Origin of the sequence: Actinoplanes sp. HUAS TT8, from assembly GCF_051380535.1 — a bacterium.
Lineage (GTDB): Bacteria > Actinomycetota > Actinomycetes > Mycobacteriales > Micromonosporaceae > Actinoplanes.
Genome location: NZ_CP195646.1, coordinates 7,981,413 through 8,004,585, shown reverse-complemented (window position 1 = coordinate 8,004,585; position 23,173 = coordinate 7,981,413). Strand labels below are relative to the sequence as shown.

The following is a 23,173-nucleotide window of genomic DNA, read 5'->3' as shown; positions in this document are numbered from 1 at the left end:
CGTGCGGCCGACCGCACCCGGTGATCTCACCGGAGTGGCCGTCGGCGCGGGCCGGTGCAGAGGGGAGCGAGTCATGGCGTCCATCGTGATCGCGGAGGACGACCGGGACATCGCCGAGCTGCTCAAGACCGTGCTGAGCAACGCCGGCCACGCCGTGCGGACCGCCCCGGACGGCGCCGCCGCGCTCGACCTGATCGTCCACGACTCGCCCGACCTGGTCATCCTCGATCATCACATGCCGGGCATGAGCGGCCTGGAGGTCGCCGACCGGCTGCGCGCCGAGGCCAGCACCCACGACATCCCGGTGATCATGCTGTCGGCGGCCACGCCGGCCGCGGCCCGGCAGCTCTGCGACGTGACGATCTCCAAGCCGGTCCGCCCGAAGCACCTGCTGGAGGCCGCGACCGAGCTGCTGGAGGCCCGTGAGGCGCACCCGGGCACGGCGGCCCAGCTGGCCGACGTGCCGCGCCTGCTGGCGGTCTCGGACTTTCTGACCCGGCCCGCGCAGGCGGCCGGGCTGGACGCGTTCGCCCAGCAGCTGGCCGTGCTGACCGGGGTGCCGACGGCGGCGATCACGCTGATGCTCAACGACAGCGCGGTGGTCGCCGGGTCGTACGGCCTGCCGAAGTGGGTCCGGGAGGCGGGCGGGGTTCCGGCCGAGTGGTCTCCGGACGCGATCGTGGTGGCCGAGGACGTGCCGGTGCTGATCGGGGACAGCCGGGTGAGCGACGAGTACGCGGATACGCCGCTGTTCGCGGTGAGCGGGGTCCGGTCGTACGCGAGCGTGCCTTTGCATTCCCCGGAGGGTCACGTCGTGGGCACACTCTGTGTCATGGATGAGGCGCCCGGCACCTGCACCGAGGAGACCGTGCAGATTCTGCATTCGCAGCGATCGGCCGCGCTCGGGCTGCTCTCGCCGGTCGGTCCGGCCCCGGCCGACGCCTGATCTTCGGCATTTCGGATAGGTTACGGAAAGTTATCCCCGGGACGGTCGGCAACACGATCGTCCCATTTGTAGTCGGTTCGTAACGGAAAGCCGACTATACCGGTCCTACGTGGCAAAACGGATGTCCGATATCGCCGTTTCGGATGATCCGCCATCAACCGTGACCCAAATCGAGATCATCTGCTCGTGTGCTTGTAACGAAAGTTGGATCACAATCGGTGACGGCTGCGACGGGGCTGCGGCAGTATGCAGCGCGGCAAAACTCTTCAGGCGAGGGAGCGCGGCACCATGGCGGAGATCCATCACTTTGACCACGGATGGGTGACCCCGGCGTTCAGCTATCTGCTGTCCGTGCTCGGCTCGTTGCTCGGTCTCATCGGCGCGGTGCGCCTGCGGTCGGGCCGCACCCAGGCCGAGAAGATCTGGTGGCTGGTCCTGAGCACGCTGGCCATCGGCGCCACCGGCATCTGGACGATGCACTTCGTGGCCATGCTCGGCTTCGAGGTGGTCGGTTCCACGGTTCGCTACGACGTCGGCCTGACCGCCGCCAGCGTGCTCATCGCGGTCGTCGCGGTCGGCGTGGGTCTGGCCATCGCGCTGCTCGGCAACGGCGCGCGGAACCTGCGGATCCTGGTCGGCGGCGTGCTGGCCGGCCTGGGCGTGGCCGCCATGCACTACACCGGCATGGCCGCGATGCGCGTGGACGGCGAGATCCACTACGAGGGCTCCCGGGTCATTCTCTCCGTGGTGATCGCCGTGGTCGCCGCCACCGTCGCGCTCTGGCTCACCCTGGTGGTCCGCAAGCCGGCCGTCATCTTCATCTCCGCCCTGGTGATGGGCATCGCGGTCAACGGCATGCACTTCACCGGCATGTCCGCGATGTCAGTGACGACGGAGCAGCACTTCGGCGCGGTCCACGGCGCGAGCGCGCAGTCGCTGCTGGTCCCGATCGGCGTCACGGTGGTCTTCGCGCTGCTCGGCATGGTCTACGCGCTGATGGCCGCGCCCAGCGAGGAGGACCGCGCCGCCAGTGAGTACCTGAAGGCCCGCATCGACGCCCGGATGGCCCAGCAGGCCCAGCAGGCCGCGCAGAGCTCGTCCGGCCGGGGCACCCTCGGCAACGGCAACTGGACCTACCGCGACCGCGGTCAGCAGTAGAAAATCACGATCAAGAGAATTGGCGCGTACGGCGTCAGCGGGGCTGGACCAGCCAGTCCCACGCCCGTTTGAAGCTGCTCTCGTGGCGGCCCGCGGGCAGGTTGTCACCCGGCCGGGCCAGGCGCTCGGCCGGCTCGGTGACGATCGCGCCCCGCTCGTAGAGGCCGGCCACCTGATCGCCGGCGGCGAAGCGGCGCCCGTCCGGCGTGTCGATCAGCAGCCCGTGGAAGACGTCCTCGCGCTCGTCGGCCAGGACCTGCCCGACCCGGCCGACGTTGTCGCCGCTGAGCGTGTAGACCGGCACGCCCTTCTTGAGGACCAGGTAGGCCACCGGCTCGCCGAGATCTTCCGCGTTCTCCGCCATGACCAGCGAATACCCCGTGATCGGGGTTTCAGTCCGGGCGGCCGCATCAGCTTTTCGTATGACTGAATTCTGCCGCTTTGTCCAAATCACGTTTCCCCTCCGAAAAACGCGGGCAAATCCGGACAGTAAGGTACTCAATTCCCATATTGTCCCTTTCGTCGGACCGCGCTACTGACGGACCGGCGAACAGAGGGCATCGGAGGATTCGAAATGCACATGAGTCGGCGAATCGGAACGACGTTCGCGCTGGCCACTGCAGCGGCCGGGCTGGCGACGGCCGCGGCGGCACCCGCCCTCGCGGCGGCACCCCGGGGCCCCGAGCCGGTCAGCAGCTGGCTCAAGCCGATCCGGGCCAACGTGCCCACCTGGGTCGACATCGCCTGGCGGACCGACCGGCCGGTCTGTGACGCGCAGGTCCAGGTCCGCGGCGAGCGGGTCCGGGTGGAATACCTGGGCAACCGTCGCGCCGCCGGCTTCCTGACCGGCCGCGGGCTCTCCCCGCGGCGCCCGGACGTCACCCGGATCCGGGTCACCACGGACTACGTGCCCGGTGGCGCGGCCAAGCTCTGGGCGACTGTGTCCTACAACGACTGCGGGCTGCGGGCCCGTACCCAGACGCGCACCACCGCGCTCACGCTGCCGGTCGTGCGTTCCACTCCGCCGGGGGGTCAAGGCGGTCCGGGCGGTCCCGGAACCGGACACCCCGGCGGGCCCACCAACCCGGGCATGCCCGGCCACGACCAGCCCGGCACCCCGCACCAGGGCGGCGCCCACCCCGGCGGCTCTCAGCCCGGCGGCCCGGGCGGTCAGCAGCCGGGCGGCCCGGGCCACGGTGGGCCGGGGCAGGGCAGCGGTCACCACTGACCTGATCCCGGATGAAAAAGGGCGCACGGCCGGCTTCCCCCCGGCCGTGCGCCTTTCCGTTCGTCAGGTGATCCCGCTCAGCGGGCGCCGGCCATGATCAGGCCGGCCGGGTCGCTGCAGACCAGATCCAGGGCCCGCTGCACGACCCGCGGGTCGTAGGTCGTGGCGTGGAACGCCGCGTCCAGGTGCAGCACCCCGTCCATCTCGCTGATCGCCAGCACGATCCCCTCGGGCTCGCAGTAGGCCGGCACGTTCTGGTTCACCCGGCCCGCCGGGTCCACGCCCCACGGCAGGTCACCGAGCAGGTCGTGCCGTCCCTGGTCGTCGAAGACCAGCCGCGGGCGGGGCTCGATCGCGACCTGGTCCGGGTACGGCTCCGGGCGGCGCGGCGCCCGGGTCAGCAGCAGCCGCCCCTCACGCCGCAGCATCGAGGTCAGGATCCGGCCGCCGGCCAGCTCGGCGGTGAGCGTCCGGTCGATCGGCGCCGGATGGGTCAGGCTCTCCGGCGACAGGTACGAACCGGCCGAGAAGTTGCCGTCCACCCCGGCCGCCTGGCCCAGGTGCCAGCGCGCGTCGGCCAGGAACACGCCGCCGCTCAGGTCCGGCTGCAACCCCAGCTCGATCAGGGCCGCGGTGAACGCGGCGAACGCGATGGCCGAGGCGGTGGCGCCCGGAGCGTGCTCGTCGCGCCAGACCCGCATCTCGCCGAGCACCCGGGTCGAGCGGACCGAGCAGGCGACCAGGGCGGGCTGCCACGGGCGGGTCGGGCCCGGCGTGCGGCGCGGCGGCCGGTGGTGCACCCCGAGCCCGTCGCGCCAGCGGCTCGGACGCATGCCGACCTGCTTCATCCATGCCTTCGGCAGCGCCCAGCGGTGCGGGGTGAACGGGACCAGCTCGGCCGGGCGACCCGCCCAGGCGGCCCGGACCAGCTCGCGGAGCAGGGCGTTGACCGGCTCGGCGTCGCCGTACGCCCGGGAGACCCTGAGCGCCACGTAGCCGCCACCGACCAGGATCCGTACGGGATGATCGTCGGCCGGCTCGTCCTGCAGCCGCCGGGTCATCGCCTCGAAGTCCAGCGGCCCCGGACCGAGGTCGGTCACCGCCCCCTGGACGTGGGCCGCGAACCCGGCCTCGTCCAGTTCCTCCCAGGCCGCGGCCGTCCGGTCCAGCCGGGCGACCGCGCGGTGCCCCGGGTCGGCCCGGTGCAGACCGATGAACGCGTCCCGGACCCGGGCCGCGGTGATCCCGGTCAGCGGGCCGACCGTGCGGATCTGTTCCAGCGGCAGCCAGGCACGCTCGCGCAGGGTCAGGCTGATGCTGGACATGGTTCTCCCCCAAAGATCAAACAACCCGGAACCTAGTCACTCGCCGTGGTCGCGGGCTAGGGGCGAAGGTGACCGATCCGGGTCACCGTCCGGTGTGGAAACCGGTCCGATCGGCTGATCCTGAGAGTATCCAGACGCGTGGACTCCTAAATGGAGTTCAACTGTGACCTTGGTCGCGATCACTGAAGGTGATCAGAGCCAGCCGGTCCGTTTCAGCCGCCAGTAGAGGCCGCCGCAGAGCACCGCCATCGCGGCGATCGTGCCGTCGAAGCCGTACCGCGAGCCCAGGCCGGGGATGACATCGAAGTTCATGCCGTAGATGCCGGCGATGACCGTCGGCACCGCGGCGATCGCGGCCCAGGCGGCGATCTTGCGCATGTCGTCGTTCTGGTCGATCGAGATCTGCGCCAGGCGGGCCTGCAGGATCGAGTTGAGCAGGTCGTCGAAGCCGGCCACCCGGTCCACGGCCCGGCTCAGCCGCCCGCGCACGTCGATCAGGTACGGCTTCAACCCGGCCGGCACCTGGCCGTCCTCCAGCAGGCGGGCCAGCGGCTCGGCCAGCGGCAGGACCGCCCGCTTGAACTCCACCATCTCCCGTTTCAGCTGGTAGATGTGGGCGATGCCGGTGCTGCGGGTGGCCGCGAAGGACTCCTCCTCCAGGCGCTCCAGGTCGCGCTCGACGTGCCCGGCGACGTCCAGGTAGTTGTCGACCAGGCGGCTGCCGACCGCGTAGGCCACCGCCCACGGCCCGTGCCGCAGCACCTCAGGGCGTTTCTCCAGCTCCTGACGGACCTGCCAGAGCGGGCCGACCGGGCCGTGCCGGACCGTGATCGCGAACCACGGGCCGATCAGCACCGTGATGTCGCCGGTCTCGACCACCTCGGAGGTGTCGGTCAGCCGGTCGTGCTCGACGTAGCGGGCGGCCCGCAGCACCAGCCGGGTCACGTCGCCGGCGGTCTCCACCCCGGGCCGGTGCCCGCCGCTGGTGGCCTGCTCGGCGACCAACTCGTGCAGGCCGAAGATCTCGGCGACGGCGTTCATGGTGGGCTGGTCGGGCTCGTGCAGGCCGAGCCAGACGAACGCGTTGCGGCGGCGACGAGCAAGACGGGCGGCTTCCGCGTACGGCATCTGCCGCGCCTGCCCCGGCTCGGCCCGTCGCGTGCCACCGGCGTAGACCGCGCAGTCCACCACCGCGTCCGGGTTGCCGCGGCGCACCGTCGTGGCGGTCGCCGGTGGACGGATCAACCCGTCCAGCAACTGGCGGAACGGGCCGGGCAGGGCACGCCGCCGGGCGCGCCATCGGGAGCCGACCCGGGCCCGCTCGTCGCTCGACTCGGGATGCCAGCCGTCTTCCTCGAAACCGGGTAGGACGAACTCGTCGTCGTCCCGACGCCGCCGACCGAGCATGCGCCTGCCCGCCACCTCTCCGCCTCGCCCGACTCGTTGAGTCGCGATTTAAGAAGGTAGCGGGCCCGCGCGTCAATCGGAGCGCTGCATCGCCCGTACACCGGCCAGCAATCCGAGCAGACCCACGCCGGCGGCGGCGATCAGGCCGTACCCCGTCGCCGGGGCCCAGACGTGGCCGTCGAACAGACCGCGTTCGGCGTTCACGACGTACGTCATCGGGTTGATCTTGGAAAGGAACCGCAACCACGCCGGGCCGTCACCGATCGGCAGGAGCACCCCGGCCAGAAGCAGCAACGGGAAGAGCAGGGTCTGCTGCACGGTCCAGAACAGCCACTCCTGGTTCTTCGAGGCCAGCGCCAGCGTGTACGACAACGCGCCCAGCCCCACGCAGAAACCGGCCAGCATCAGCAGACCGAGCAGCGCCCCGAGCGGGTGCAGCCGGAACCCGAACGGCAGGCACACGACCACGATCAGCACGGCCTGGGCCAGCATCGGGACGATCTCCTTGAGCGCCCGCCCGATCAGCAGCGCCGGGCGGCGCAACGGGGTGACCAGCATCCGCTCGTGCGAGCCGGTCTGGATCTCGTAGAGCAGGTTCGAGCCGGTCATCGACGTGCCGAACAGGCAGGACATCACGATGATCCCGGGCACGAACCACTGCAGGGCCGTGCCGTCGGGCAGCAGAGGGGCGTAGAGCGCCAGGAAGAACAGCGGCTGCACCATCGAGAAGACGATCGAGAACGGGCTGCGCAGCACCGGGCGCAGTTCCCGGCTGAACACGACCCGGGTGTCGGTGACGATCGAGCTCATTCTTCAGGCCTCCGGGGTTTCTTCGCGCAGGCTGCGGCCGGTCAGGGTGAGGAAGACGTCGTCCAGGGTCGGCCGGATCACCTCGACGGTGAGCGGCCGCAGATCCAGCAGGGTCGGCACCAGCCGGGGCCCGTCCTCGGTCGTGATCACCACCCGGGTGCCCTCCCGGACACCCTCTCGGACGCGGGCCGCCTCCTCCTCGGAGCCGAAGCCGAGGATCACCCGGTCACCGACGTGCTTGGCCTTCAGGCGCTCCGGGCTGTCGTCGGCGATGAGCTTCCCGTGGTCGATCACGATGACCCGCTCGGCCATCGAGTCGGCCTCCTCCAGGTAGTGCGTGGTCAGCACGATCGTGGTGCCGTGCTCGCGGCGCAGCCGGACGATGTGCTCCTGCAGATTGGCCCGGTTCTGCGGGTCCAGCCCGGTCGACGGCTCGTCGAGAAAGAGCAGCTCGGGCGCGTGGATCAGGCCCATGGCGATGTCCAGGCGGCGGCGCTGGCCGCCGGAGAGCGTGGAGACGGTCCGGTCGGCGACCTCGCCCAGCCCGAGCGAGTCGATCAGCTCGCCGGCGCGGGCGCGGGCCTGGCGCACCGGGAGGCCATAGGCCCGGCCCTGGCTGATCAGCTCGTCGCGCCCGCGCTGACTGTGCCCGGCGCCGTTGCCCTGCCCGATGTAGCCGATCCGGCGGCGCACGTCGCGTTGCCGGGTGACCACGTCCAGCCCGGCCACCTCGGCGCTGCCCGAGGTCGGCGGGATCAGCGTGGTGAGCATGCGCAGCGTGGTGGACTTGCCGGCGCCGTTCGGGCCGAGCAGGGCGACGAGTTCGCCGTCGGCCACGTCCAGGGTGATGCCGTCGACCGCGGTAACGCTCTTGAACCGCTTCGTCAGTTCTCGCGTCGCAATCATCATGCTTCGACGCTAGGTTCTTTTGCGGTCAGCTCCTGGCCGCAATCGGAGGGATTCTGGAGCCATGGCGAACACGAGTGCCCGGATGCTGCGCCTGCTCTCCCTGTTGCAGACCCACCGCTACTGGCCCGGCTCCGAGCTGGCCGACCGCCTCGAAGTCTCCCCGCGCACCCTGCGGCGCGACGTCGACCGGCTGCGCGAGCTGGGCTATCCGGTCGACGCCAGCCGCGGTGTGGCCGGTGGCTACCAGCTGCAGGCCGGGGCCGCGGTGCCGCCGCTGCTGCTCGACGACGAGGAGGCGGTGGCGATCGCGGTCGGCCTGCGCACCGCCGCCGCCGGGGCGGTCGCCGGGTTCGAGGAGACGTCGGTGCGGGCCCTGGCCAAGGTGATCCAGCTGCTCCCGCCCCGGCTGCGCCGCCGCATCGACGCGCTGCAGGCGGTGACCAGCCCCGGCGTCCTCGGCGGCGGGCCGGTACTGGACGCCGGGGTGCTGACCACGATCGCGATGGCCACCCGGGCCGAGGAGCGGCTGCGCTTCGACTACACGCCGCGCGAGGGCGCGCTCAGCCACCGGCACGCCGAGCCGCACCGGCTGGTCCCGCTCGGCCGCAAGTGGTACCTGCTGGCCTGGGACCTCGACCGCGCCGACTGGCGCAACTTCCGGGTCGACCGGATCGCCGGCCCGGCGCTGACCGGCGCGCGCTTCCGCCCGCGGGAGATCCCCGGCGGCGACCCGGTGGCCTGGCTGCGGTCGCGGATCCGGGCGATCCCCAACCGCTACGAGGTCTCGGTGCTCGTCGAGGCGAGCGCCGAGCGGATCGCCGAGTCGACCGGCCACTGGGGGACCGTCGAACCGGTCGCCGATGGCGTCTGCCGGCTCCGGATGAACGTCGACGACCTCGGCTGGCCGGTGATGGTGCTGGGCGTGCTGGGCGCGCCCTTCACCATCGAATCCCCGGCTGAGCTGCGCGAACGTGCCCGGGCGGCGGGGGAGAGCCTGCTGCGCGGGACGTCCGTCTGATCTGGACGGACCGACACCCCCGTGGCGTCGGTCCGCATCAATGAAGTTAGCCGGTGGGTGCGACACTTTCGCGTCACTTTCGGGGCGTCGGCCACAAGAAGAACCCCGATTATTTGGTACGGCGTACCGACCGCGCCAATTGCAGCACCTGATCGGCCGTGAACGATCGCGGGACGGTCAACCGGAACGCCGACCCGTCGGGCAGCCGGCCGCCGTTGACGACCCAGACCTCCTCGGCCCGGTCCAGAGTGGCCGGACGGCCGTTGATCGTCACCGGCGTGGTCTCCGCCAGATCCGTGGTCCCGCCGGTCTCGTCGCCTTCCGGCGTCGGCCCCCTTGTCGGCATTTCTTGTCGGGGGGTGCGACCAGAATGGCGGGCATGACGACCCTTGGCGCGATCTACCTCCCCTACAACCCGCCGGAGCGGCTGCCCGACGTCGCCCGGGCGGCGGACGAGGCCGGGCTGGCCGAGCTCTGGCTCTGGGAGGACTGCTTCCTGAGCGGCGGCGTCGCGGCCGCCGCGGCCGCGCTCGCGGTCACCGAGCGGCTGCGGGTCGGCATCGGGATCATGCCCGTGCCGTTCCGCAACGTGGCGCTCGGCGCCATGGAGATCGCCACCCTGGCCCGGCTCTCCGGCGACCGCGTGATTCCCGGCATCGGCCACGGCGTGCAGGACTGGATGGCCCAGGTCGGCGCCCGCCCGGCCTCCCCGTTGACGCTGCTCAGGGAGCATGCGACGGCCCTGCGCGCCCTGCTGCGGGGTGAGACCGTGAGCACCGACGGGCGTTACGTGCGGCTCGACGCGGTGACGCTGGACTGGCCGCCCGCCGCGGCACCGCCGCTGCTGATCGGCGCCACCGGGCCGAAGACGCTGGCCCTGGCCGGCCAGGTCGGCGACGGCACGATCCTGACCGGGGCGACCACGGTCGCCGGTGTCGCCGAGGCGAAACGGCTGATCGCCGCCGACGGCCCGCACGAGATCGTGGTGTTCATGTCGGCCGCGTTCGGGCCGGGCGCGCGGGAACGCCTGCGCCTCCACCGGGAGCAGGTCGGGCCGGACGAGCCGGGCGTGGCCGGGGACGCCGAGGAGATCGCCGCGGCCGTGCGGGCCTACGCGACGGCCGGCGCCACCAAGGTCATCCTCCAGCCGATGTACGGCGAGCCCGACCCCGAGGGCTACGTGCGCTTCGTCGCCGAGCAGGTGCAGGCCCTGGTCGCCTGACCGGTTGTGGCGTCATGGTGACGAATCCCTTCACGCCGGTAAGTGGATGACGGCCGCCGGGCGTAACACGGGTATGGAACGTGGGTCGGCGGACTTCGCCAGCTTCTACGAGAGCGCCCGGGACGACTGCCTGCGAGCCGTGGCGGCGGTGGTCGGCAGCCGGCAGGCGGCCGAGGAACTGGTGGCCGAGGCCTTCGCCCGCGCGTGGGCGTCGTGGACGAAGGTCGCGCACCACCCGGCGCCGCCCGCCTGGGTTGTCCGCACCGCGCTCAACCTGCACGTCTCCTGGTGGCGTCGCCGCCGCCGGGAGGCTCCGGCGACGGAGTGGTCCGACCGGCCCGACCCGGGCGCCGATCCGGGCGGGGCGGTGCCCGACCGCCGCATCATGGCGGCTCTCAAGCTGCTGCCCGCCCGGCAGCGGCAGGTCGTCGTGCTGCGGATCTTCCTGGACCTCGACAGCGAGACCACCGCGCGCACGCTGGGGATCGCCCCCGGCACGGTCACCGCCCATCTCGCCCGGGCGACCCGCACGCTGCGCGCGAATCTGACCCCCGTCACCGAGAAGGAGTGACCGCCGTGAGCAGTGACGACCTGTACACCCTGGTGCGCGACGAGTTCGAGCCGGTGCACATGCGGCGCTCGCTGCCGGACATCGCCGCCCGGGGCCGGAAACTGCGCCGGCGACGCCGGGGGGTCACGGCGGTCGCCGCCGTGGGCCTGGCCGTGGCCCTGGCCGCCGGGGTGGCGCCGGCCCTGCGGTCCGGCCCGGCCCCGAAGCCGCCGTCCTCGATCGAGCTGGCGGCCTGGTCGGTCGACACCGTCCCGGACGGCTCGGTCGTCCTGACGATCCGGCAGCTGGCTCACCCCGAGGAGTTGACCGCGGCGTTGAAGAAGGCCGGCATTCCGGCGCTCGTCGAGTTCAAGAAGATCGGTGCGGATGCTCGCATCGTGGGCTGCGAGGACCGACAGCCCGCGCTGCCGCAGCTCAACGACGTCATAACGGCCGAGCGCCCGGGTCCGGACGGCGAAGAACGCGTCTTCACCATCCGACCGATGGCGATGCCCGCAGGCACCAGCCTGCACTTCGTCATCTTCGACGAGGTCAGCGACACCGGCACCCCGGCGCGGGTCGTCCAGATGGGTCTGGTCCAGGGCGATCCCGTGCCCTGCACCCTGCTCAAGTGACCTAGGGGAGTTTGCGCAGGCGGATGTGGTCGTCGTGCCACTCCGAGCCGACCAGGAAACGCTTCACGCCGATGATCGCGAAGTCGTGCTTGGTGTAGAACCTGGCCGCCCGCACGTTCTGCTGGTTCACGCCCAGCCAGCACGAGTCCGCACCGGTCGCGGCCGCCTCGGCCAGCGTGGCGGTCATCAGCGTGTGCGCGATGCCCGAGCCGTGCCGGTCGGACAGGACGTAGAACTTGCTCAACTCGATGCTGGTGTCCGCGTCGACCACGGCGGCCACGTCCGGGTCGGCGATCGGGCCGCGGACCAGCATCGAATAACCCACCGGACCGTCGTCGCCGGAGGCCAGCAGCACGATCCGGGCCGGGTCGGCGAGGTAGCCGGCGAATCGTTCGGCCGACAGATTCGCGGCGATAAAATGATCGATGTCAGCCTTTGTGGTGCCCGGTGGGCAGGCTAACCCGAAGGTAAGTGTCGCGAGGGCGTGTAAAGGTTGCTCGTCGCCATGGGTGGCGTGACGCACAGTTATCGCCATAGCGAAACAGTTTAGAGTCTTCAGAGTGCGCCCTCAGACGAAGCGGCTCGGCGATGTCATCCCGGCCCCCGCCCTGGTAGTTCCGGAACCGGCCGTGACCTTTGCGATCACTCCCGAGGCCCTGGCGCGAGCCGGCGCCGCGGTGCTCTCCGGGGCCCTCGTGGACGTCTCTGCCGACAGTGGAGAGATCCGCCTCGAACGGAGCGACGCCGACGCGCTCGGAGCCGAGGGTTACCGGCTGGAGATCACCGCGACCGGGGTGACGGTGCGGGCGGCCGAGCGGGCCGGACTGTTCTGGGGCGTGCAGACGCTGGTGCAACTGGGTGCCGGTGACGGCGTACTGCCGGGTGGGGTGATCGAGGACCGGCCGCGCTTCGCGTACCGGGGGGCGATGCTGGACCTGGCCCGGCACTTCTTCACCGTGGACGAGATCAAGGCGCACCTCGACCTGCTGATCCAGTTCAAGATCAATCACCTGCACCTGCACCTCACCGACGATCAGGGCTGGCGTCTGGAGATCCCGGGCTGGCCCCGGCTCACCGAGATCGGCGGCGGTCCGGGCACCGGATGCGACGGCGAGGGGCCGGGCTTCCTGACCCTGGCCGACTACGCGGACGTGGTGGCCTACGCGGCCGAGCGGTTCGTCACGGTGGTCCCCGAGATCGACATGCCCGGGCATGTGAACGCCGCCCTGGTGGCCTACCCGGAACTCACCGCCGACGGGCAGCCGGTCGCGCCGCGCACCGACGCCGAGGTCGGGTACAGCTCGCTGGTGGCCGGCAAGGAGGAGACGTACGCCTTCGTCGAGACCGTGCTCAAGACGCTGGCCGACGCCACCCCGGGGCCGTACCTGCACCTCGGCGGCGACGAGTGCCTCTCCACCACGGCCGAGGACTACCGCGCGTTCCTGGCCCGGGTCCTGCCGCTGCCCGGCAAGTATGGCAAGCGCGCGATCGGCTGGCACGAGATCGCGGCGGCCGACCTGCCCGAGGGCACCGTCGTGCAGTACTGGCGGCCCGAGGAGCAGGACGCGGGCGTGGGCGCGGCGGTCGCCGCCGGGCGGTCCGTGATCATGTCGCCGGCCGACCGGACCTACCTCGACATGAAGTACGACGCCGGCACCCGCCTCGGGCTGGACTGGGCCGGGCTCGTACCGGTACGGCGGGCCTACGACTGGGACCCGGCCGAACGCCTGGCCGGCGTGACCGAGGAATCGCTGCTCGGCGTGGCCGCGCCGCTCTGGTCGGAAACCCTGCGCAGCGTCGCCGACGTGCAGTACCTGACCTTCCCCCGGCTGCCCGCGGTGGCCGAGATCGGCTGGACCCCGCGGGCCGGGCGGGACTGGGAGTCGTTCCGCGAGCGGGTGGCCCTTTTCGGTCCGCGCTGGGAGGCGGCCGGGGTGTCGTACTTCCGCGCGCCCGAGATCGACTGGCCGTCGGCCTGATCGACTCGGGCCCGGCGTTCGTACTTCTCACCACACGCCGGTGGCGTCACCCGATAGGTGGGACCGCCTAGGCTGGGCCCGTTTTCGGGGTGGGAGGAGAGCGGCTTGAGCAACGACGCGCGAGCGGCGGCGAGATCGGCCGCCGCCCTGGCCGGCTTCCTGATCGTGGCCGGACTACAGCTGATCGTGGTCCTGGGCGCGCTGTGGACCGTGCTGAGACTGCTGCCGGCCGAGCTGGCGCTGCGGGCCGGGGTGCCGCTGAGCCTGGCCACGTTCGGTGCGCTGGCCTACGGGACCTGGCGTGCCCTGCACGGCCGCCGCCGCGTGCCGGCCGGGGTCGCCGTGCCCCGCGCCGACGCCCCGGAACTGTGGGCCCTGGTCGACGGCGCGTCGGCCGCGGCCGGAGTGTCCTCACCGGCCGGGCTGATCGTGGTGGCCGACGCGGCCGTCGTGGTCGGCGAACGGACCCGGGCGCTCGGGCTGCTCGGCGGGCGCCGGGACCTCTACGTCGGGCTGCCGCTGCTGCAGGCCTGGGACAGCGGCCGGCTGCGGGCCGCGGTGACCCATGAACTCGCGCACGGCTCGGCCCGGCTCGGACGCTGGGCGCCCCTGGCCTACCGGGGCCGGGTGGCGATCGGCCGCCTCGCCCCACGCTGGGGTCGCGGGCGGAACCCGGCGGGGGCGGTCTTCCGGGCGTACGGGGAAATTTATCGTCGTTGGGATGCCCCCTTCAGCCGGGCACAGGAGATGGCCGCCGATCGTGCCGCCGCCGAACACGCCGGTGTGGCCGCGGCGGCCGGTGCGTTGCGGGATCTGCCGGTGCTGGCCGGGATGCAGCGGTTGTTCCACGCGGAGTACGTGGGGCCGGGCTGGCAGGCGGGACACGTTCCGGAGGACGTTTTCGGGGGATTCCTGCGGGTGCTCGCGGCTCGGGGTGAGGACGTGGCGATCCTGCGGGCCCGGGGAGCGGAGCCGGGTGGGGCCTGGGATACGCATCCGCCGCTGGTGGAGCGGTTGGCCGCGCTGGCACCGCCGGTGACGACGTCTCTCGCGACGTCGCCTTCTGGGGTGCCGGCTTCTGGGGTGCCGGCTTCGGCCGAGGTGTCGACGGACGCCGGGGTGTCGGAGAGCGGCAGCGAGTCGGCCGTGGCGACGTCAGAAGCGACAAAAGCCTCGGATCCCGGCAAATCGGAAACGTCGGAGGCGGCGGCTGATGAGCTGGTTCCTGACCTGCCCGGACTCGGGCGGGCGCTGCAGGCGGTCGCCTTCCCGTCGCGCGGTCGCACCGAGGTCGGCTGGGACGACTTCCTGAGCGTCGCCCGCACCGCCGAGATGGAACGCGAGGCGGAAGCCGCCCTGGCCACGGTCTCCCGGGCGGTCGGAGTCGCCGTGCCGGATGCGGCAAGCGTGCTGGAACTGGCGGCGGACGGCCGCCTCCGGACCGCCGCGGCGACGATCTTCCCCGGCCTGACGCCGGAGGAGACGGCCGACCGGATCGTCGACCTGCTGTCGCTGATGCTGGCCCTGGCCGCGCTGCGCAGTGACGTCGCCCGATGGCGACACAGCTGGACCGGTACGGCCGAGCTGGTCGCGGCCGACGGGCGGTACCTGAACCTGACCGATGTGGCCGCCGCGGCGGCCGACCCCGAGCAGGCCGAGGCGGTCCGGGCGTACCTGGCCAAGATCGGTGTGAACCTGGCCGCGCCGGGCGGGGACGGGGTGGCCGCGCGGGCGCAGGCGCTGGGCGGGTTGATCAATCTGTCGGCGGACGGGGAGCGGACCGATCTGCTCGTCACCGATCTCGGGTTTCTGCTGGTCCCGGGCCTGTCTCGGGGTAAGGGGCCGGAGGCCAAGCGGCGCCTCAACCAGATCGCCGACGGCGGGGTGTCGGTTCCGGGCCGGAAAGCCGACGACACCGGCGGTGCCGGGTCCGCGGAGACCGGCGCCACGGCCGGCTCTGAGGCCGACGAAAGCCGGGAAACATCCCGGGGTGCGGTGGCGACGATGGAGGCTCCCGCCGACGGCCGGCGATTCGTCCCCTTCGTCGACGTCGCCGCGGTGACCACCCTTCCCGGCCGTCGCCGCGGCTGGGTGATCGGTCTGCGGGACGGCGGCAGTCTCACCCTCCGCTCGTCGCTGGACACCGACGAGCTTCCGGGCGGCTGGGCGGCCTGGGAGGAAGCGGTCACCTTCCTGGCCGGAACCCGCTGAGGGGATAAGCCCGATTCCGCTGATGGTGCGTACGCCCGCTACCTCTGTGTGAACTCCCCGCGCCCCTGATCCGTGTCCGAAAGTGGGGCCGGAAACAAGCCGGGATGTAACGCGAGTCTCCTCCGCGACGAATGAGTAACTCTGACGTCACTTCGGGTCACAATGACCTCAGCGGTTGTTGGCTTCGCGTACGCCCGAATTGGGTAGCACAGGCCCGATGCGAGGCGAGACGATCGCGGGGGACCGTTAGGGGAGGCGCTCATGGAGCGGGGGCCGATGGCGCTGTTCGGGGCCATCGTCGCGGTCGGGCTCGGCCCGGCACTGTGGCTGGGCGCGCAGCTCAGTGATGACGACGTGCCGGTCGGCACGCCGCCGGCCACGATCAGGGAGCAGTTGCCGGCTGCTCAGACCGATCAGGGTGGTTTCGGCGCGGGCTCGGAGGATTCGACCGGCCCGGCCATCGAGTGGATCCTGCCGACCTCGGCCACGCCCACCGTCAGCAGAAGCAGCAGCCCGTCGCCGTCGGCCGGCGCCTCGGTGGCGCCGTCGGTGGCGGTCAGCCCGTCGGCGTCGGTGAGCGTCGCGCCCTCGGAGTCCGTGCCGCCGAGCGTCGAGCCGTCCGTCCCCGGCGTCGAGCCGTCCACCGATTCCTCCCCGTCGCTCCCGCCGTCGGCGGACAGCGAGGCGGGCAACGGGACCGGCAACGGCCCCGGCGACGAGGAAGCCGGCCAGGAGGAGCCGAGCACCTCGGTGCCGTGACCGGCCGGCGGAAAAGCTCGAGGGGCCGGGGACTCCGGCTCCGGGATCGGACAGCGAAAGAGGGAGCCCGCGAGGGCTCCCTCTTTTTGCGGATCGACGTGAGCTCTCAGAGCCCGAGCAGCCGGTCCAGGATGTCCCGGTAGGACCGCAGCTCCACGCGCAGCGCCTCGGTGTCGTCACCGCCCCCGGCCAGCGATCCCTTGTGGTCGCGCAGCGCGGCGGTCAGCTTCTCGATCGTCTCGTCGACCAGCGTCGCCGCCTCGGCCGTGGTCGCCTTCGGGTCGTCGACGAAGCGCAGCTGGATGTCGCGCCACCGGTCGCGCAGCGGCTGCGTGTCCGACTCGGGGAAGAACGGCGCCGGCCCGGAGACCGCGGCCGTAGTCGCCGGCTCGGGAACGGCGGCCACCGCCACCACCGGCTCGGCCTCGACCTCGGCGGGGGCATCGACGGGCTCGGCGACGACCGGCTCGGCCTCGGTCGAAGCGTCGACCGGCTCGGTCTCGGCGGAGGCGTCGACCGGCTCGGCGACCACGGGTGCGGCCTCGAACGGTTCGTCCTTCACGTCGTCCTTCTCCACGTCCACCACCTGCGGGTCGTCGAACGTTCCGCGGTCCTCCGTCACCTCGGCGACCTCGGCCTCGTCGTCCTCGGCGGCCCGGTGCACGGGCACGTGCACGTCCTCGGCCGTTTCCCGCTCGTCGATCCGGTCCCGCTCGTCGAGCGCGTCCGGGTCCCCGAACGCGTCCCGGTTCTCCGGCGTGTCGCCGTCGGTGTCCCGGTGGTCGTCCAGCGGCACGTCCACGTCCGGGTCGCGGTCGGCGTCGTGGGCGGCCGGGGTCTCGCCGGCCGGCCAGGCGACCGTGTCGTCGTTCGACCGCGCCCGCTCGTCGTCCTCGGTCACGCCGTCGGCCGGCGTCACCGTGCGGTCCTCGGCCACACGGTCGCGGTCCTCGTCCGTCCGGTCGTCGGCGTCGGTGCTCCGGTAGGTGTCCTCCGGGGCGGGTGTCCCGAACGCGGCGGGCTCGGCGTTCGCTCCGGGACGGTCGTCCCACGGGGAGCCGGGTCGCTGCTGCGGCACGGCGTCCGTCCGTACGTCCTGATCTTCGACGTTGTCCTTGGCCTCGTTGGAGAAGAAGCGCATCGTGGGTGCTCCTCAGCGGCTGGTGGCGTCGGGCCGGGAGGGTGCGACGCCGGGTTCGGGGGCGGGTGTCCCGGTCACGGACCGGTCGGTGGTCGTGGTGCTGGTGGTGGTGTCCTCGGTGGTGGTTCGCGGTGCGGGTACGGTGCCGGCGCCGGCCACCGGGTCCTCGCCGAGCAGGTCGGCGAAGAGCGCCCGGTAGTGGACCAGCGCCTGGCGCAGGTCCTCGGTGCCCGCTTCGTCATTCTTACTGCGAAGACTGATCTCGTGGGCGTTCCGGTAGTGCTCCAGCGTGGCGGCGTGTTCGACGGAGAGGTTGGCCAGGTGCTCGTCGTAGTCGCCGGTCGGGTAGCCGCGGTCGGTGATCAGGCGGGTGACCAGTTCGTCGGCGGTCTCCACGGCTTCCTTGGGGCTGTCCACGAACCGGATCTGGACCTCTTCCCAGGCGGCCGAGTACTTGGCCCGGGCCTCGGCGGTCAGCGGCGTGAGTTCCAGCTGCGCGTGCCGCTTGGTGCGTTCCTGCAGCTCGCGCTCGGCCTCGGTGCGGTTGCCGGTGTCGGCGACCACCCGGTCGTACTCGGGACCGAACGTCTGCTGGAGCCGGCGGCGGCGCAGGGCCGGGAGCGCGAACGCGATCGCGCCGAGCACCAGCAGGATGACGATGATCAGGACGATGGTGGCGGTGGCGGACATCAGCTTCCTCCTTCTTCCGTCGGAGGTATTCCCACTCACACCCGTTCATCAATCCCGTTCGGCGGAAACGGACCCGCACCATTCGGTGAGCGACTCGTCACCCGCCGCTGACCTGGACTGTCGCAACTCCGACGCCGTTGAACTGGAGATCAACTCCCGTCTCCGGTGGACAAAGGTAGTGGAAGGGAAGTTTTCGATGGATCGAGAGCTAGCTGTGACGGACGTCTTTACGTATTCTTCCGAGGCGCATCCAACCCGGGGCGCCGCCGTCCACTTCTGATCGGCTTGCCACCGGGCCCGGTGGCGTGCCGCCGTTCCCTGCCGAACCCCCTCGGGCGGAGCTTGATGAGAAGCCGCAACTGGTCGATCAGATCGAAGATCATCGCGATGGTCGCGGTGCCACTGGCCGCGCTCCTCGCGCTCTGGGTCTTCGCGACCGCCGCCACCGCCGGTCCGGCGATGGACCTGCTCAACGCGCGCGACGCGGTGCACCGCCTGGGCGACCCGGGCCTGCAGCTCATCGCGCAGTTGCAGCGTGAGCGGCACTTCTCCGCGGTCTATCTCTCGGCCGGCCGCAAGACCCCGGCCGCCGACCTGACGACCCAGCGCGCCGCCACCGACCAGGCGATCAACGGATTCCGGTCGGCCCTGCCGGGCCTGGACATGAGCGAGGACCTGAAGGCGCGGACCGACGCGATGCTGACCGGCCTCGCCACCGTCGAGAAGCTCCGCGCCCGGGTCGACGCCCACGACGTCGACGTGCTCAACATGATGACCGCTTACAACGACGCGGTGGACGCCGGATTCGACGTCTCGGCGACGGCCGCGGTCTTCTTCCACGAGAAGGTCGACCGTGAGGTCCGTGGCCTGATCACCGGCTACCGCGGCCAGGAGTACCTGAGCCGGGTCGACGCGCTGCTGGCAGCCGCCAACGCGGCCGGCCGGATCGACCAGAAGAGCCGCGGCGAGCTGATCGAGAACGTCGCCACCTCGCGGTACCTGCTGAGCACCGGTGTGCGGGACATGCCGCAGCAGGCGCAGGGCGACTACGCCCGCCTGATCACCGGCTCCTCCTTCATCCAGCTGGACATCATGCAGAACCAGCTGATCGACCAGAGCTACAGCGGTGGTGCGCCACCGGTCTCCGGCTCCGAGTGGCAGGCGACCTACGACGAGGTGTCGTCCGGCCTGCGGGCGTTCGAGCTGCGCGCGGTCGACGAGGTCGCCTCCGACGCCACCCCGCTGGCCGTCAACGTGTTCCTCTGGCTGGGTCTCGCCGCCGTCGTCGGCCTGATCGCGTTCGTGCTGGCCATCTGGGTGTCGGTGCGGGTCGGCCGGTCGATCGTGGGCCGCCTGATCAAGCTGCGCCGCGAGGCCCTGGAGATGGCCGCCGAGCGGCTGCCCACGGTGGTCCGGCGCCTGCAGCGCGGCGAGGCGGTCGACGTCGACGCCGAGACACCCCCGCTGGAGTACGGGCAGGACGAGATCGGCCAGCTCGGGCACGCCTTCAACGACGTGCAGCGCACCGCCGTGCAGTCCGCGGTCGACGAGGCGAACGTCCGGCGCGGCATCAACGAGGTGTTCCTCAACATCGCCCGGCGCAGCCAGACACTGCTGCACCGCCAGCTCTCGCTGCTGGACCGGATGGAGCGGCGCGAGACCGAGCCGCAGGAGCTCGAGGACCTGTACCGGGTCGACCACCTGGCCACGCGGATGCGGCGCCACGCCGAGGACCTGGTCATCCTGGCCGGTGCGGCGCCCGGCCGCGGCTGGCGCAACCCGGTCCCGGTGATCGACGTGATCCGCGGCGCGATCAGTGAGGTCGAGGACTACAAGCGGGTCGACATCCGCGCGGTGGCCTCGGCGGCGCTGCTCGGCCGGTCGGTCGGTGACGTCATCCACCTGCTGGCCGAGCTCATCGAGAACGCCGCGTCGTTCTCCCCGCCGCACACCCGGGTCCAGGTCTCCGGCCAGGGTCTGCCGAACGGCTACGTGATCGAGGTCGAGGACCGCGGTCTGGGCATGACCCCGGAGGGCGTCGAGATCGCCAACCGGCGGCTGGCCGAGCCGCCCGAGTTCGACCCGGCCGACAGCGCCCGCCTGGGCCTGTTCGTGGTCGCCCAGCTCGCGACCCGCCACGGGATCCGGGTGTCGCTGTCGGCTTCGCCGTACGGCGGGATCACCGCGATCGTGATGATCCCCGGCGATCTGGTCACCGAGGCGCCCGGTCCGGTCGTCCCGGCCGGTTCGCGGGGCCGCGGCGAGACGTCCGGCAGCTTCAGCCTGCCCCCGGCCGCGTCCGGCGCCTCCGACCTGGCCGCCCTGCAGTGGGCCGACAAGAGCGGCAGTGAGCTGCAGCAGGTCCCGGCGATCCCGGCGCAGCGGGTGAACGGTTCGGCCGCGCCCGCGGTCGCCGGTGAGGCGCTCAACGGCCGGCACCGCCCGGCCGAGACCGCCGGCCCGGCACCGACCAGTGGCCCGGCGCCCAGCTCGGTCGCGTCCGGGTTCACCCCGGACGGCCTGGTCCAGCGCAAGCGGGTCCGGCGCGGTCCGGAGACGCCGGCCGAGCTGCCACCGGAGGCGACCCCGAGCCGGCTCGACGACGTGGCCGGCGCCCTGGGCGCCCCGCGCTCGGTGCCGCGCAACTCGGCGCCGGTGATGCCGCCCTCGGCCGCCCCGCTGTTCACCACCCCGGAGCCGCCGGCCCCGGTCGCACCGGCCTCGGCCGCGCCGATGCCCGTCGCGCCGGCCCCGGTGCCGCCGAGCGGCGGGACGAGCCCGGTGTCCGATGCGGACGCCGGCGACGAGGCGTCCGGGCAGTTCGGCCCGGACGGCCTGCCCAAGCGGGTCCGGCAGGCCAGCCTGGCGCCGCAGTTGCGCAACCCGGTGGTCGAGCCGGAGCGGTCCACCGCGCCGGAACGTACGCCGGAACAGGTCCGTACGCTGATGAGCGCACTGCAGCTGGGCACGACGCGGGGCCGGATCCAGGCCTCCCGGGCGACAGCGCAGGACGGTACGACCGGCGGCGCCGACGACCCGTCGGCCACCGTCATCATCCCGGCGATCGACCTATCGGGCGCCGGGAACCACAAGGCAGCACCCGGGGGCGACGGTGATGCGGCCGGCGACCGCGCCGACGTTCCCGGCGGTAATGAAGTAGACAGGCCGGAGAAGGACGCATAGTGGCACAGACGACGAAGCAGAGCGCGAACCTCACCTGGCTCCTCGACGACCTCGTCGAGCGGGTGCCGACCGCACAGCAGGCCGTGGTGCTTTCCGCGGACGGCCTGATGCTGGGCGCCTCGGCCGCCATGAGCCGGGAGGACGCCGAGCATCTTTCGGCGATGGCGGCCGGATTCCAGAGCCTGGCCAAGGGGGCGAGCCGGCATTTCGGGGCCGGTGCGGTCCGGCAGACGGTGGTCGAGATGGAGGATGCGTTCCTCTTCGTCACCGCGGCCGGACAGGGTGCCTGCCTGGCCGTCCTGGCCTCGGCCGACGCCGACCTCGGCCTGATCGCGTACGAGATGGCGATGCTGGTCACCCGGGTCGGGCAGACGATGAGCGCCCCCGAGCGCGACATCATGACCCCTGAGAAGCTGCGATGAGTCGCGCGTGAATCACGACTGGATGGACCAGGACGCGGGTCCGGTGGTCCGGCCGTACGCGATGACCCAGGGCCGTGTCGCGCCGTCCGGCGGCGACTTCGACCTGGTCGCGTTCGTGGTCGCGACCGTGCCGGACCTGGCGTCCGGCGTCCAGTTGCAGCCGGAGCACCATGCCATCGTGGCCGCCGCCTGGGAGCCGATCTCCGTGGTGGAGCTCGCCTCCCACCTGGACCTGTCGATCGGCGTGATCCGAGTTCTCCTCGGTGATCTACGCTCTGCGGGTCTCATCTCGCTGTACGAACCTCCCGCGGCCACTCAGCCGCACGACGTCGACGTACTCAAGGCGGTTGTCAATGGACTCCGTGCGCTCTGACCGCGCCAACGGTTCGCGCATCCCCGTGGCGCTGAAGATCCTCATCGCGGGTGGCTTCGGCGTGGGCAAGACGACGATGGTCGGCTCGGTCAGCGAGATCCGGCCGTTGCAGACCGAGGAAGTCCTCACCGGGGCCGAGGGCGCCGACGACGTGTCCGGTGTGGAGGGTAAGACCACCACCACCGTCACCATGGACTTCGGCCGGATCACGATCACCGAGGACCTGCAGCTGTACCTGTTCGGCACCCCGGGGCAGGACCGTTTCTGGTTCCTCTGGGATGAACTGTCGCAGGGTGCGCTCGGTGCGGTCGTGCTGGCCGACACCCGCCGTCTGGCCGACTGCTTCCCGTCGATCGACTACTTCGAGCAGCGCGGAACCCCGTTCGTCGTCGCGGTGAACACTTTCGACTCGGAGCACCGCTTCGGGCCGGACGCGGTGTCCCGCGCCCTCGACCTGGACCCGGGTGTGCCGGTTGTGCTCTTCGACGCCCGCGACCAGGTCGCCGCCCGCAACGTCCTGATCGAGCTGGTGGAGTACGTGGCCCGTCGTCAGTACGCCGGAGTTCGGGCTTGATCGCCTGAGTACGCTCGTCCGGTGCTGGGTGGACGTATGGACAAGCGATTGCAGGGGTCGGCGACGACCGACCGGACTTCCGGACGACGGCTTCCGGGCCGGCCGTCGTGGTGGCTGGGTGGTGCCGCCGCCGTTCTGGTGGCGGCCGGGCTGACGACGTGGGCGCTCTGGCCCGGCGAGGAGCGCCCGGACCCACGCTCCCGGGTCTACACCGAGGCGTCCGCGTGTCTGCTGACCCCGGCCCAGGGCACCACCGACGCGAGTGCCGCCCCGGTCTGGGCGGGCATGCAGCAGGCGTCCACCGAGACCCGCGGCAAGGTCAGTTTCCTTGAGGTCGACGGGCCGCAGACCGCGCAGAATGCGTCGTCCTTTCTCGCCACCCTGGTCAACGGCGGGTGTGATGTTGTTCTCGCCGCCGGGCCGGCGCCGGCCGGTGCAGTGGCCCAATGGGCCGGCCAATTTCCGCGGACCAATTTTATTGCTGTGACCACTGTCGATGACGGAAGGTCGCTGGCCAACGTGGTCAGGGTGACCGAGACCGACCCGGCCAAGGTGACCGCGCAGGTCCATGACCTGGTGTCCGAAGTGCTCTCGTCCAAGAGTGACTGAGAGTCCGGAATCACTTCCGGTCCG

Annotated in this window: 24 protein-coding genes; 15 read left to right on the top strand and 9 right to left on the bottom strand. The window is 71.8% G+C overall.

Features of this window, described 5'->3' with window-relative positions; genetic code table 11:
- The first annotated feature begins 73 nt into the window (after nucleotides 1-73).
- Nucleotides 74-946: a response regulator gene (locus ACSHV8_RS35410; RefSeq protein ID WP_436523027.1), complete on the top strand. Its 873-nt coding sequence runs from the start codon at nucleotides 74-76 to the stop codon at nucleotides 944-946.
- A 288-nt stretch (nucleotides 947-1,234) separates the two neighbouring features.
- On the top strand, nucleotides 1,235-2,104 hold the full coding sequence (locus ACSHV8_RS35405; protein ID WP_436523025.1) for an MHYT domain-containing protein: 870 nt from the start codon (nucleotides 1,235-1,237) through the stop codon (nucleotides 2,102-2,104).
- Between the two features lie 34 nt (nucleotides 2,105-2,138).
- Here the strand turns inward: ACSHV8_RS35405 and ACSHV8_RS35400 are convergent, their stop codons facing one another.
- Nucleotides 2,139-2,468: a PRC-barrel domain-containing protein gene (locus ACSHV8_RS35400; RefSeq protein WP_436523023.1), complete on the bottom strand. Its 330-nt coding sequence runs from the start codon at nucleotides 2,466-2,468 to the stop codon at nucleotides 2,139-2,141.
- A gap of 216 nt (nucleotides 2,469-2,684) precedes the next feature.
- On the opposite strand from ACSHV8_RS35400, the gene ACSHV8_RS35395 reads away from it, so the two are divergent.
- Nucleotides 2,685-3,332, top strand: a complete 648-nt coding sequence (locus ACSHV8_RS35395) for a hypothetical protein (protein WP_436523021.1) — start codon at nucleotides 2,685-2,687, stop codon at nucleotides 3,330-3,332.
- Nucleotides 3,333-3,409: 77 nt separating this feature from the next.
- Here the strand turns inward: ACSHV8_RS35395 and ACSHV8_RS35390 are convergent, their stop codons facing one another.
- The 4 genes from ACSHV8_RS35390 to ACSHV8_RS35375 all read right to left on the bottom strand — a co-directional run bounded on the left by ACSHV8_RS35390 (nucleotide 3,410) and on the right by ACSHV8_RS35375 (nucleotide 7,780).
- On the bottom strand, nucleotides 3,410-4,657 hold the full coding sequence (locus tag ACSHV8_RS35390) for a hypothetical protein (protein ID WP_436523019.1): 1,248 nt from the start codon (nucleotides 4,655-4,657) through the stop codon (nucleotides 3,410-3,412).
- Between the two features lie 192 nt (nucleotides 4,658-4,849).
- Nucleotides 4,850-6,064, bottom strand: a complete 1,215-nt coding sequence (locus ACSHV8_RS35385) for a magnesium and cobalt transport protein CorA (RefSeq protein ID WP_436523017.1) — start codon at nucleotides 6,062-6,064, stop codon at nucleotides 4,850-4,852.
- Nucleotides 6,065-6,136: 72 nt separating this feature from the next.
- On the bottom strand, nucleotides 6,137-6,874 hold the full coding sequence (locus ACSHV8_RS35380; protein WP_436523015.1) for an ABC transporter permease: 738 nt from the start codon (nucleotides 6,872-6,874) through the stop codon (nucleotides 6,137-6,139).
- Between the two features lie 3 nt (nucleotides 6,875-6,877).
- Entirely contained in the window at nucleotides 6,878-7,780 is a 903-nt protein-coding gene (locus tag ACSHV8_RS35375) for an ABC transporter ATP-binding protein (RefSeq protein WP_436537068.1), read from the bottom strand.
- A 64-nt stretch (nucleotides 7,781-7,844) separates the two neighbouring features.
- Here ACSHV8_RS35375 and ACSHV8_RS35370 point away from each other — a divergent pair, with 64 nt between their 5' ends.
- On the top strand, nucleotides 7,845-8,801 hold the full coding sequence (locus tag ACSHV8_RS35370) for a helix-turn-helix transcriptional regulator (protein ID WP_436523013.1): 957 nt from the start codon (nucleotides 7,845-7,847) through the stop codon (nucleotides 8,799-8,801).
- 109 nt (nucleotides 8,802-8,910) lie between these two features.
- Here ACSHV8_RS35370 and ACSHV8_RS35365 read toward each other — a convergent pair whose 3' ends face one another.
- Entirely contained in the window at nucleotides 8,911-9,147 is a 237-nt protein-coding gene (locus ACSHV8_RS35365; RefSeq protein WP_436523011.1) for a hypothetical protein, read from the bottom strand.
- A gap of 33 nt (nucleotides 9,148-9,180) precedes the next feature.
- Between ACSHV8_RS35365 and ACSHV8_RS35360 the strand changes: the two genes are divergently transcribed.
- From ACSHV8_RS35360 to ACSHV8_RS35350, 3 genes are all read left to right on the top strand, one after another.
- On the top strand, nucleotides 9,181-10,023 hold the full coding sequence (locus ACSHV8_RS35360) for an LLM class flavin-dependent oxidoreductase (RefSeq protein WP_436523009.1): 843 nt from the start codon (nucleotides 9,181-9,183) through the stop codon (nucleotides 10,021-10,023).
- A 73-nt stretch (nucleotides 10,024-10,096) separates the two neighbouring features.
- Nucleotides 10,097-10,594, top strand: a complete 498-nt coding sequence (locus ACSHV8_RS35355; RefSeq protein WP_436523007.1) for a sigma-70 family RNA polymerase sigma factor — start codon at nucleotides 10,097-10,099, stop codon at nucleotides 10,592-10,594.
- A 5-nt stretch (nucleotides 10,595-10,599) separates the two neighbouring features.
- A complete protein-coding gene (locus ACSHV8_RS35350; protein WP_436523005.1) occupies nucleotides 10,600-11,208 on the top strand; it encodes a hypothetical protein in 609 nt (202 codons plus the stop codon).
- Nucleotide 11,209: 1 nt separating this feature from the next.
- Here ACSHV8_RS35350 and ACSHV8_RS35345 read toward each other — a convergent pair whose 3' ends face one another.
- Nucleotides 11,210-11,731 (bottom strand): GNAT family N-acetyltransferase, encoded by a 522-nt coding sequence (locus tag ACSHV8_RS35345; RefSeq protein WP_436523003.1) that lies wholly within the window; start codon nucleotides 11,729-11,731, stop codon nucleotides 11,210-11,212.
- A 37-nt stretch (nucleotides 11,732-11,768) separates the two neighbouring features.
- Between ACSHV8_RS35345 and ACSHV8_RS35340 the strand changes: the two genes are divergently transcribed.
- From ACSHV8_RS35340 to ACSHV8_RS35330, 3 genes are all read left to right on the top strand, one after another.
- The gene (locus tag ACSHV8_RS35340) at nucleotides 11,769-13,187 is read left to right on the top strand and encodes a family 20 glycosylhydrolase (protein ID WP_436523001.1); all 1,419 of its coding nucleotides are present in this window, start codon (nucleotides 11,769-11,771) and stop codon (nucleotides 13,185-13,187) included.
- 105 nt (nucleotides 13,188-13,292) lie between these two features.
- Nucleotides 13,293-15,398 carry a M48 family metalloprotease gene (locus ACSHV8_RS35335; RefSeq protein ID WP_436522999.1) on the top strand — a complete coding sequence of 702 codons (2,106 nt, stop codon included), beginning with the start codon at nucleotides 13,293-13,295 and terminating at the stop codon, nucleotides 15,396-15,398.
- A 261-nt stretch (nucleotides 15,399-15,659) separates the two neighbouring features.
- Complete coding sequence (locus tag ACSHV8_RS35330; protein ID WP_436522997.1) at nucleotides 15,660-16,157, top strand: hypothetical protein; 498 nt, start codon at nucleotides 15,660-15,662, stop codon at nucleotides 16,155-16,157.
- 106 nt (nucleotides 16,158-16,263) lie between these two features.
- Here the strand turns inward: ACSHV8_RS35330 and ACSHV8_RS35325 are convergent, their stop codons facing one another.
- Nucleotides 16,264-17,298, bottom strand: coding sequence for a hypothetical protein (locus tag ACSHV8_RS35325; RefSeq protein WP_436522995.1), 1,035 nt, complete (start codon nucleotides 17,296-17,298; stop codon nucleotides 16,264-16,266).
- Nucleotides 17,299-17,310: 12 nt separating this feature from the next.
- Nucleotides 17,311-17,988 carry a hypothetical protein gene (locus ACSHV8_RS35320; RefSeq protein WP_436522993.1) on the bottom strand — a complete coding sequence of 226 codons (678 nt, stop codon included), beginning with the start codon at nucleotides 17,986-17,988 and terminating at the stop codon, nucleotides 17,311-17,313.
- A gap of 345 nt (nucleotides 17,989-18,333) precedes the next feature.
- On the opposite strand from ACSHV8_RS35320, the gene ACSHV8_RS35315 reads away from it, so the two are divergent.
- The 5 genes from ACSHV8_RS35315 to ACSHV8_RS35295 are packed head-to-tail and all read left to right on the top strand — an operon-like array spanning nucleotide 18,334 to nucleotide 23,149.
- Nucleotides 18,334-21,171, top strand: coding sequence for a nitrate- and nitrite sensing domain-containing protein (locus tag ACSHV8_RS35315; RefSeq protein WP_436522991.1), 2,838 nt, complete (start codon nucleotides 18,334-18,336; stop codon nucleotides 21,169-21,171).
- The gene (locus ACSHV8_RS35310) at nucleotides 21,171-21,593 is read left to right on the top strand and encodes a roadblock/LC7 domain-containing protein (protein WP_436522989.1); all 423 of its coding nucleotides are present in this window, start codon (nucleotides 21,171-21,173) and stop codon (nucleotides 21,591-21,593) included. The genes ACSHV8_RS35315 and ACSHV8_RS35310 overlap by 1 nt, the downstream gene beginning before the upstream one ends.
- A gap of 22 nt (nucleotides 21,594-21,615) precedes the next feature.
- On the top strand, nucleotides 21,616-21,966 hold the full coding sequence (locus ACSHV8_RS35305; RefSeq protein ID WP_436537066.1) for a DUF742 domain-containing protein: 351 nt from the start codon (nucleotides 21,616-21,618) through the stop codon (nucleotides 21,964-21,966).
- Nucleotides 21,947-22,540: a GTP-binding protein gene (locus ACSHV8_RS35300; RefSeq protein ID WP_436522987.1), complete on the top strand. Its 594-nt coding sequence runs from the start codon at nucleotides 21,947-21,949 to the stop codon at nucleotides 22,538-22,540. The genes ACSHV8_RS35305 and ACSHV8_RS35300 overlap by 20 nt, the downstream gene beginning before the upstream one ends.
- 36 nt (nucleotides 22,541-22,576) lie before the next feature.
- Nucleotides 22,577-23,149, top strand: coding sequence for a hypothetical protein (locus tag ACSHV8_RS35295; protein ID WP_436522985.1), 573 nt, complete (start codon nucleotides 22,577-22,579; stop codon nucleotides 23,147-23,149).
- The last annotated feature ends 24 nt before the right edge of the window (nucleotides 23,150-23,173 follow it).

What these genes read in the sequence shown, in the direction of transcription:
- ACSHV8_RS35410 (WP_436523027.1), top strand. Translation starts at nt 74, where the DNA reads ATGGCGTCCATCGTGATCGCGGAGGACGACCGGGACATCGCCGAGCTG.
- ACSHV8_RS35405 (WP_436523025.1), top strand. Translation starts at nt 1,235, where the DNA reads ATGGCGGAGATCCATCACTTTGACCACGGATGGGTGACCCCGGCGTTC.
- ACSHV8_RS35400 (WP_436523023.1), bottom strand. Translation starts at nt 2,468, where the DNA reads ATGGCGGAGAACGCGGAAGATCTCGGCGAGCCGGTGGCCTACCTGGTC.
- ACSHV8_RS35395 (WP_436523021.1), top strand. Translation starts at nt 2,685, where the DNA reads ATGAGTCGGCGAATCGGAACGACGTTCGCGCTGGCCACTGCAGCGGCC.
- ACSHV8_RS35390 (WP_436523019.1), bottom strand. Translation starts at nt 4,657, where the DNA reads ATGTCCAGCATCAGCCTGACCCTGCGCGAGCGTGCCTGGCTGCCGCTG.
- ACSHV8_RS35385 (WP_436523017.1), bottom strand. Translation starts at nt 6,064, where the DNA reads ATGCTCGGTCGGCGGCGTCGGGACGACGACGAGTTCGTCCTACCCGGT.
- ACSHV8_RS35380 (WP_436523015.1), bottom strand. Translation starts at nt 6,874, where the DNA reads ATGAGCTCGATCGTCACCGACACCCGGGTCGTGTTCAGCCGGGAACTG.
- ACSHV8_RS35375 (WP_436537068.1), bottom strand. Translation starts at nt 7,780, where the DNA reads ATGATTGCGACGCGAGAACTGACGAAGCGGTTCAAGAGCGTTACCGCG.
- ACSHV8_RS35370 (WP_436523013.1), top strand. Translation starts at nt 7,845, where the DNA reads ATGGCGAACACGAGTGCCCGGATGCTGCGCCTGCTCTCCCTGTTGCAG.
- ACSHV8_RS35365 (WP_436523011.1), bottom strand. Translation starts at nt 9,147, where the DNA reads ATGCCGACAAGGGGGCCGACGCCGGAAGGCGACGAGACCGGCGGGACC.
- ACSHV8_RS35360 (WP_436523009.1), top strand. Translation starts at nt 9,181, where the DNA reads ATGACGACCCTTGGCGCGATCTACCTCCCCTACAACCCGCCGGAGCGG.
- ACSHV8_RS35355 (WP_436523007.1), top strand. Translation starts at nt 10,097, where the DNA reads ATGGAACGTGGGTCGGCGGACTTCGCCAGCTTCTACGAGAGCGCCCGG.
- ACSHV8_RS35330 (WP_436522997.1), top strand. Translation starts at nt 15,660, where the DNA reads ATGGAGCGGGGGCCGATGGCGCTGTTCGGGGCCATCGTCGCGGTCGGG.
- ACSHV8_RS35325 (WP_436522995.1), bottom strand. Translation starts at nt 17,298, where the DNA reads ATGCGCTTCTTCTCCAACGAGGCCAAGGACAACGTCGAAGATCAGGAC.
- ACSHV8_RS35320 (WP_436522993.1), bottom strand. Translation starts at nt 17,988, where the DNA reads ATGTCCGCCACCGCCACCATCGTCCTGATCATCGTCATCCTGCTGGTG.
- ACSHV8_RS35315 (WP_436522991.1), top strand. Translation starts at nt 18,334, where the DNA reads ATGAGAAGCCGCAACTGGTCGATCAGATCGAAGATCATCGCGATGGTC.
- ACSHV8_RS35305 (WP_436537066.1), top strand. Translation starts at nt 21,616, where the DNA reads ATGGACCAGGACGCGGGTCCGGTGGTCCGGCCGTACGCGATGACCCAG.
- ACSHV8_RS35300 (WP_436522987.1), top strand. Translation starts at nt 21,947, where the DNA reads ATGGACTCCGTGCGCTCTGACCGCGCCAACGGTTCGCGCATCCCCGTG.
- ACSHV8_RS35295 (WP_436522985.1), top strand. Translation starts at nt 22,577, where the DNA reads ATGGACAAGCGATTGCAGGGGTCGGCGACGACCGACCGGACTTCCGGA.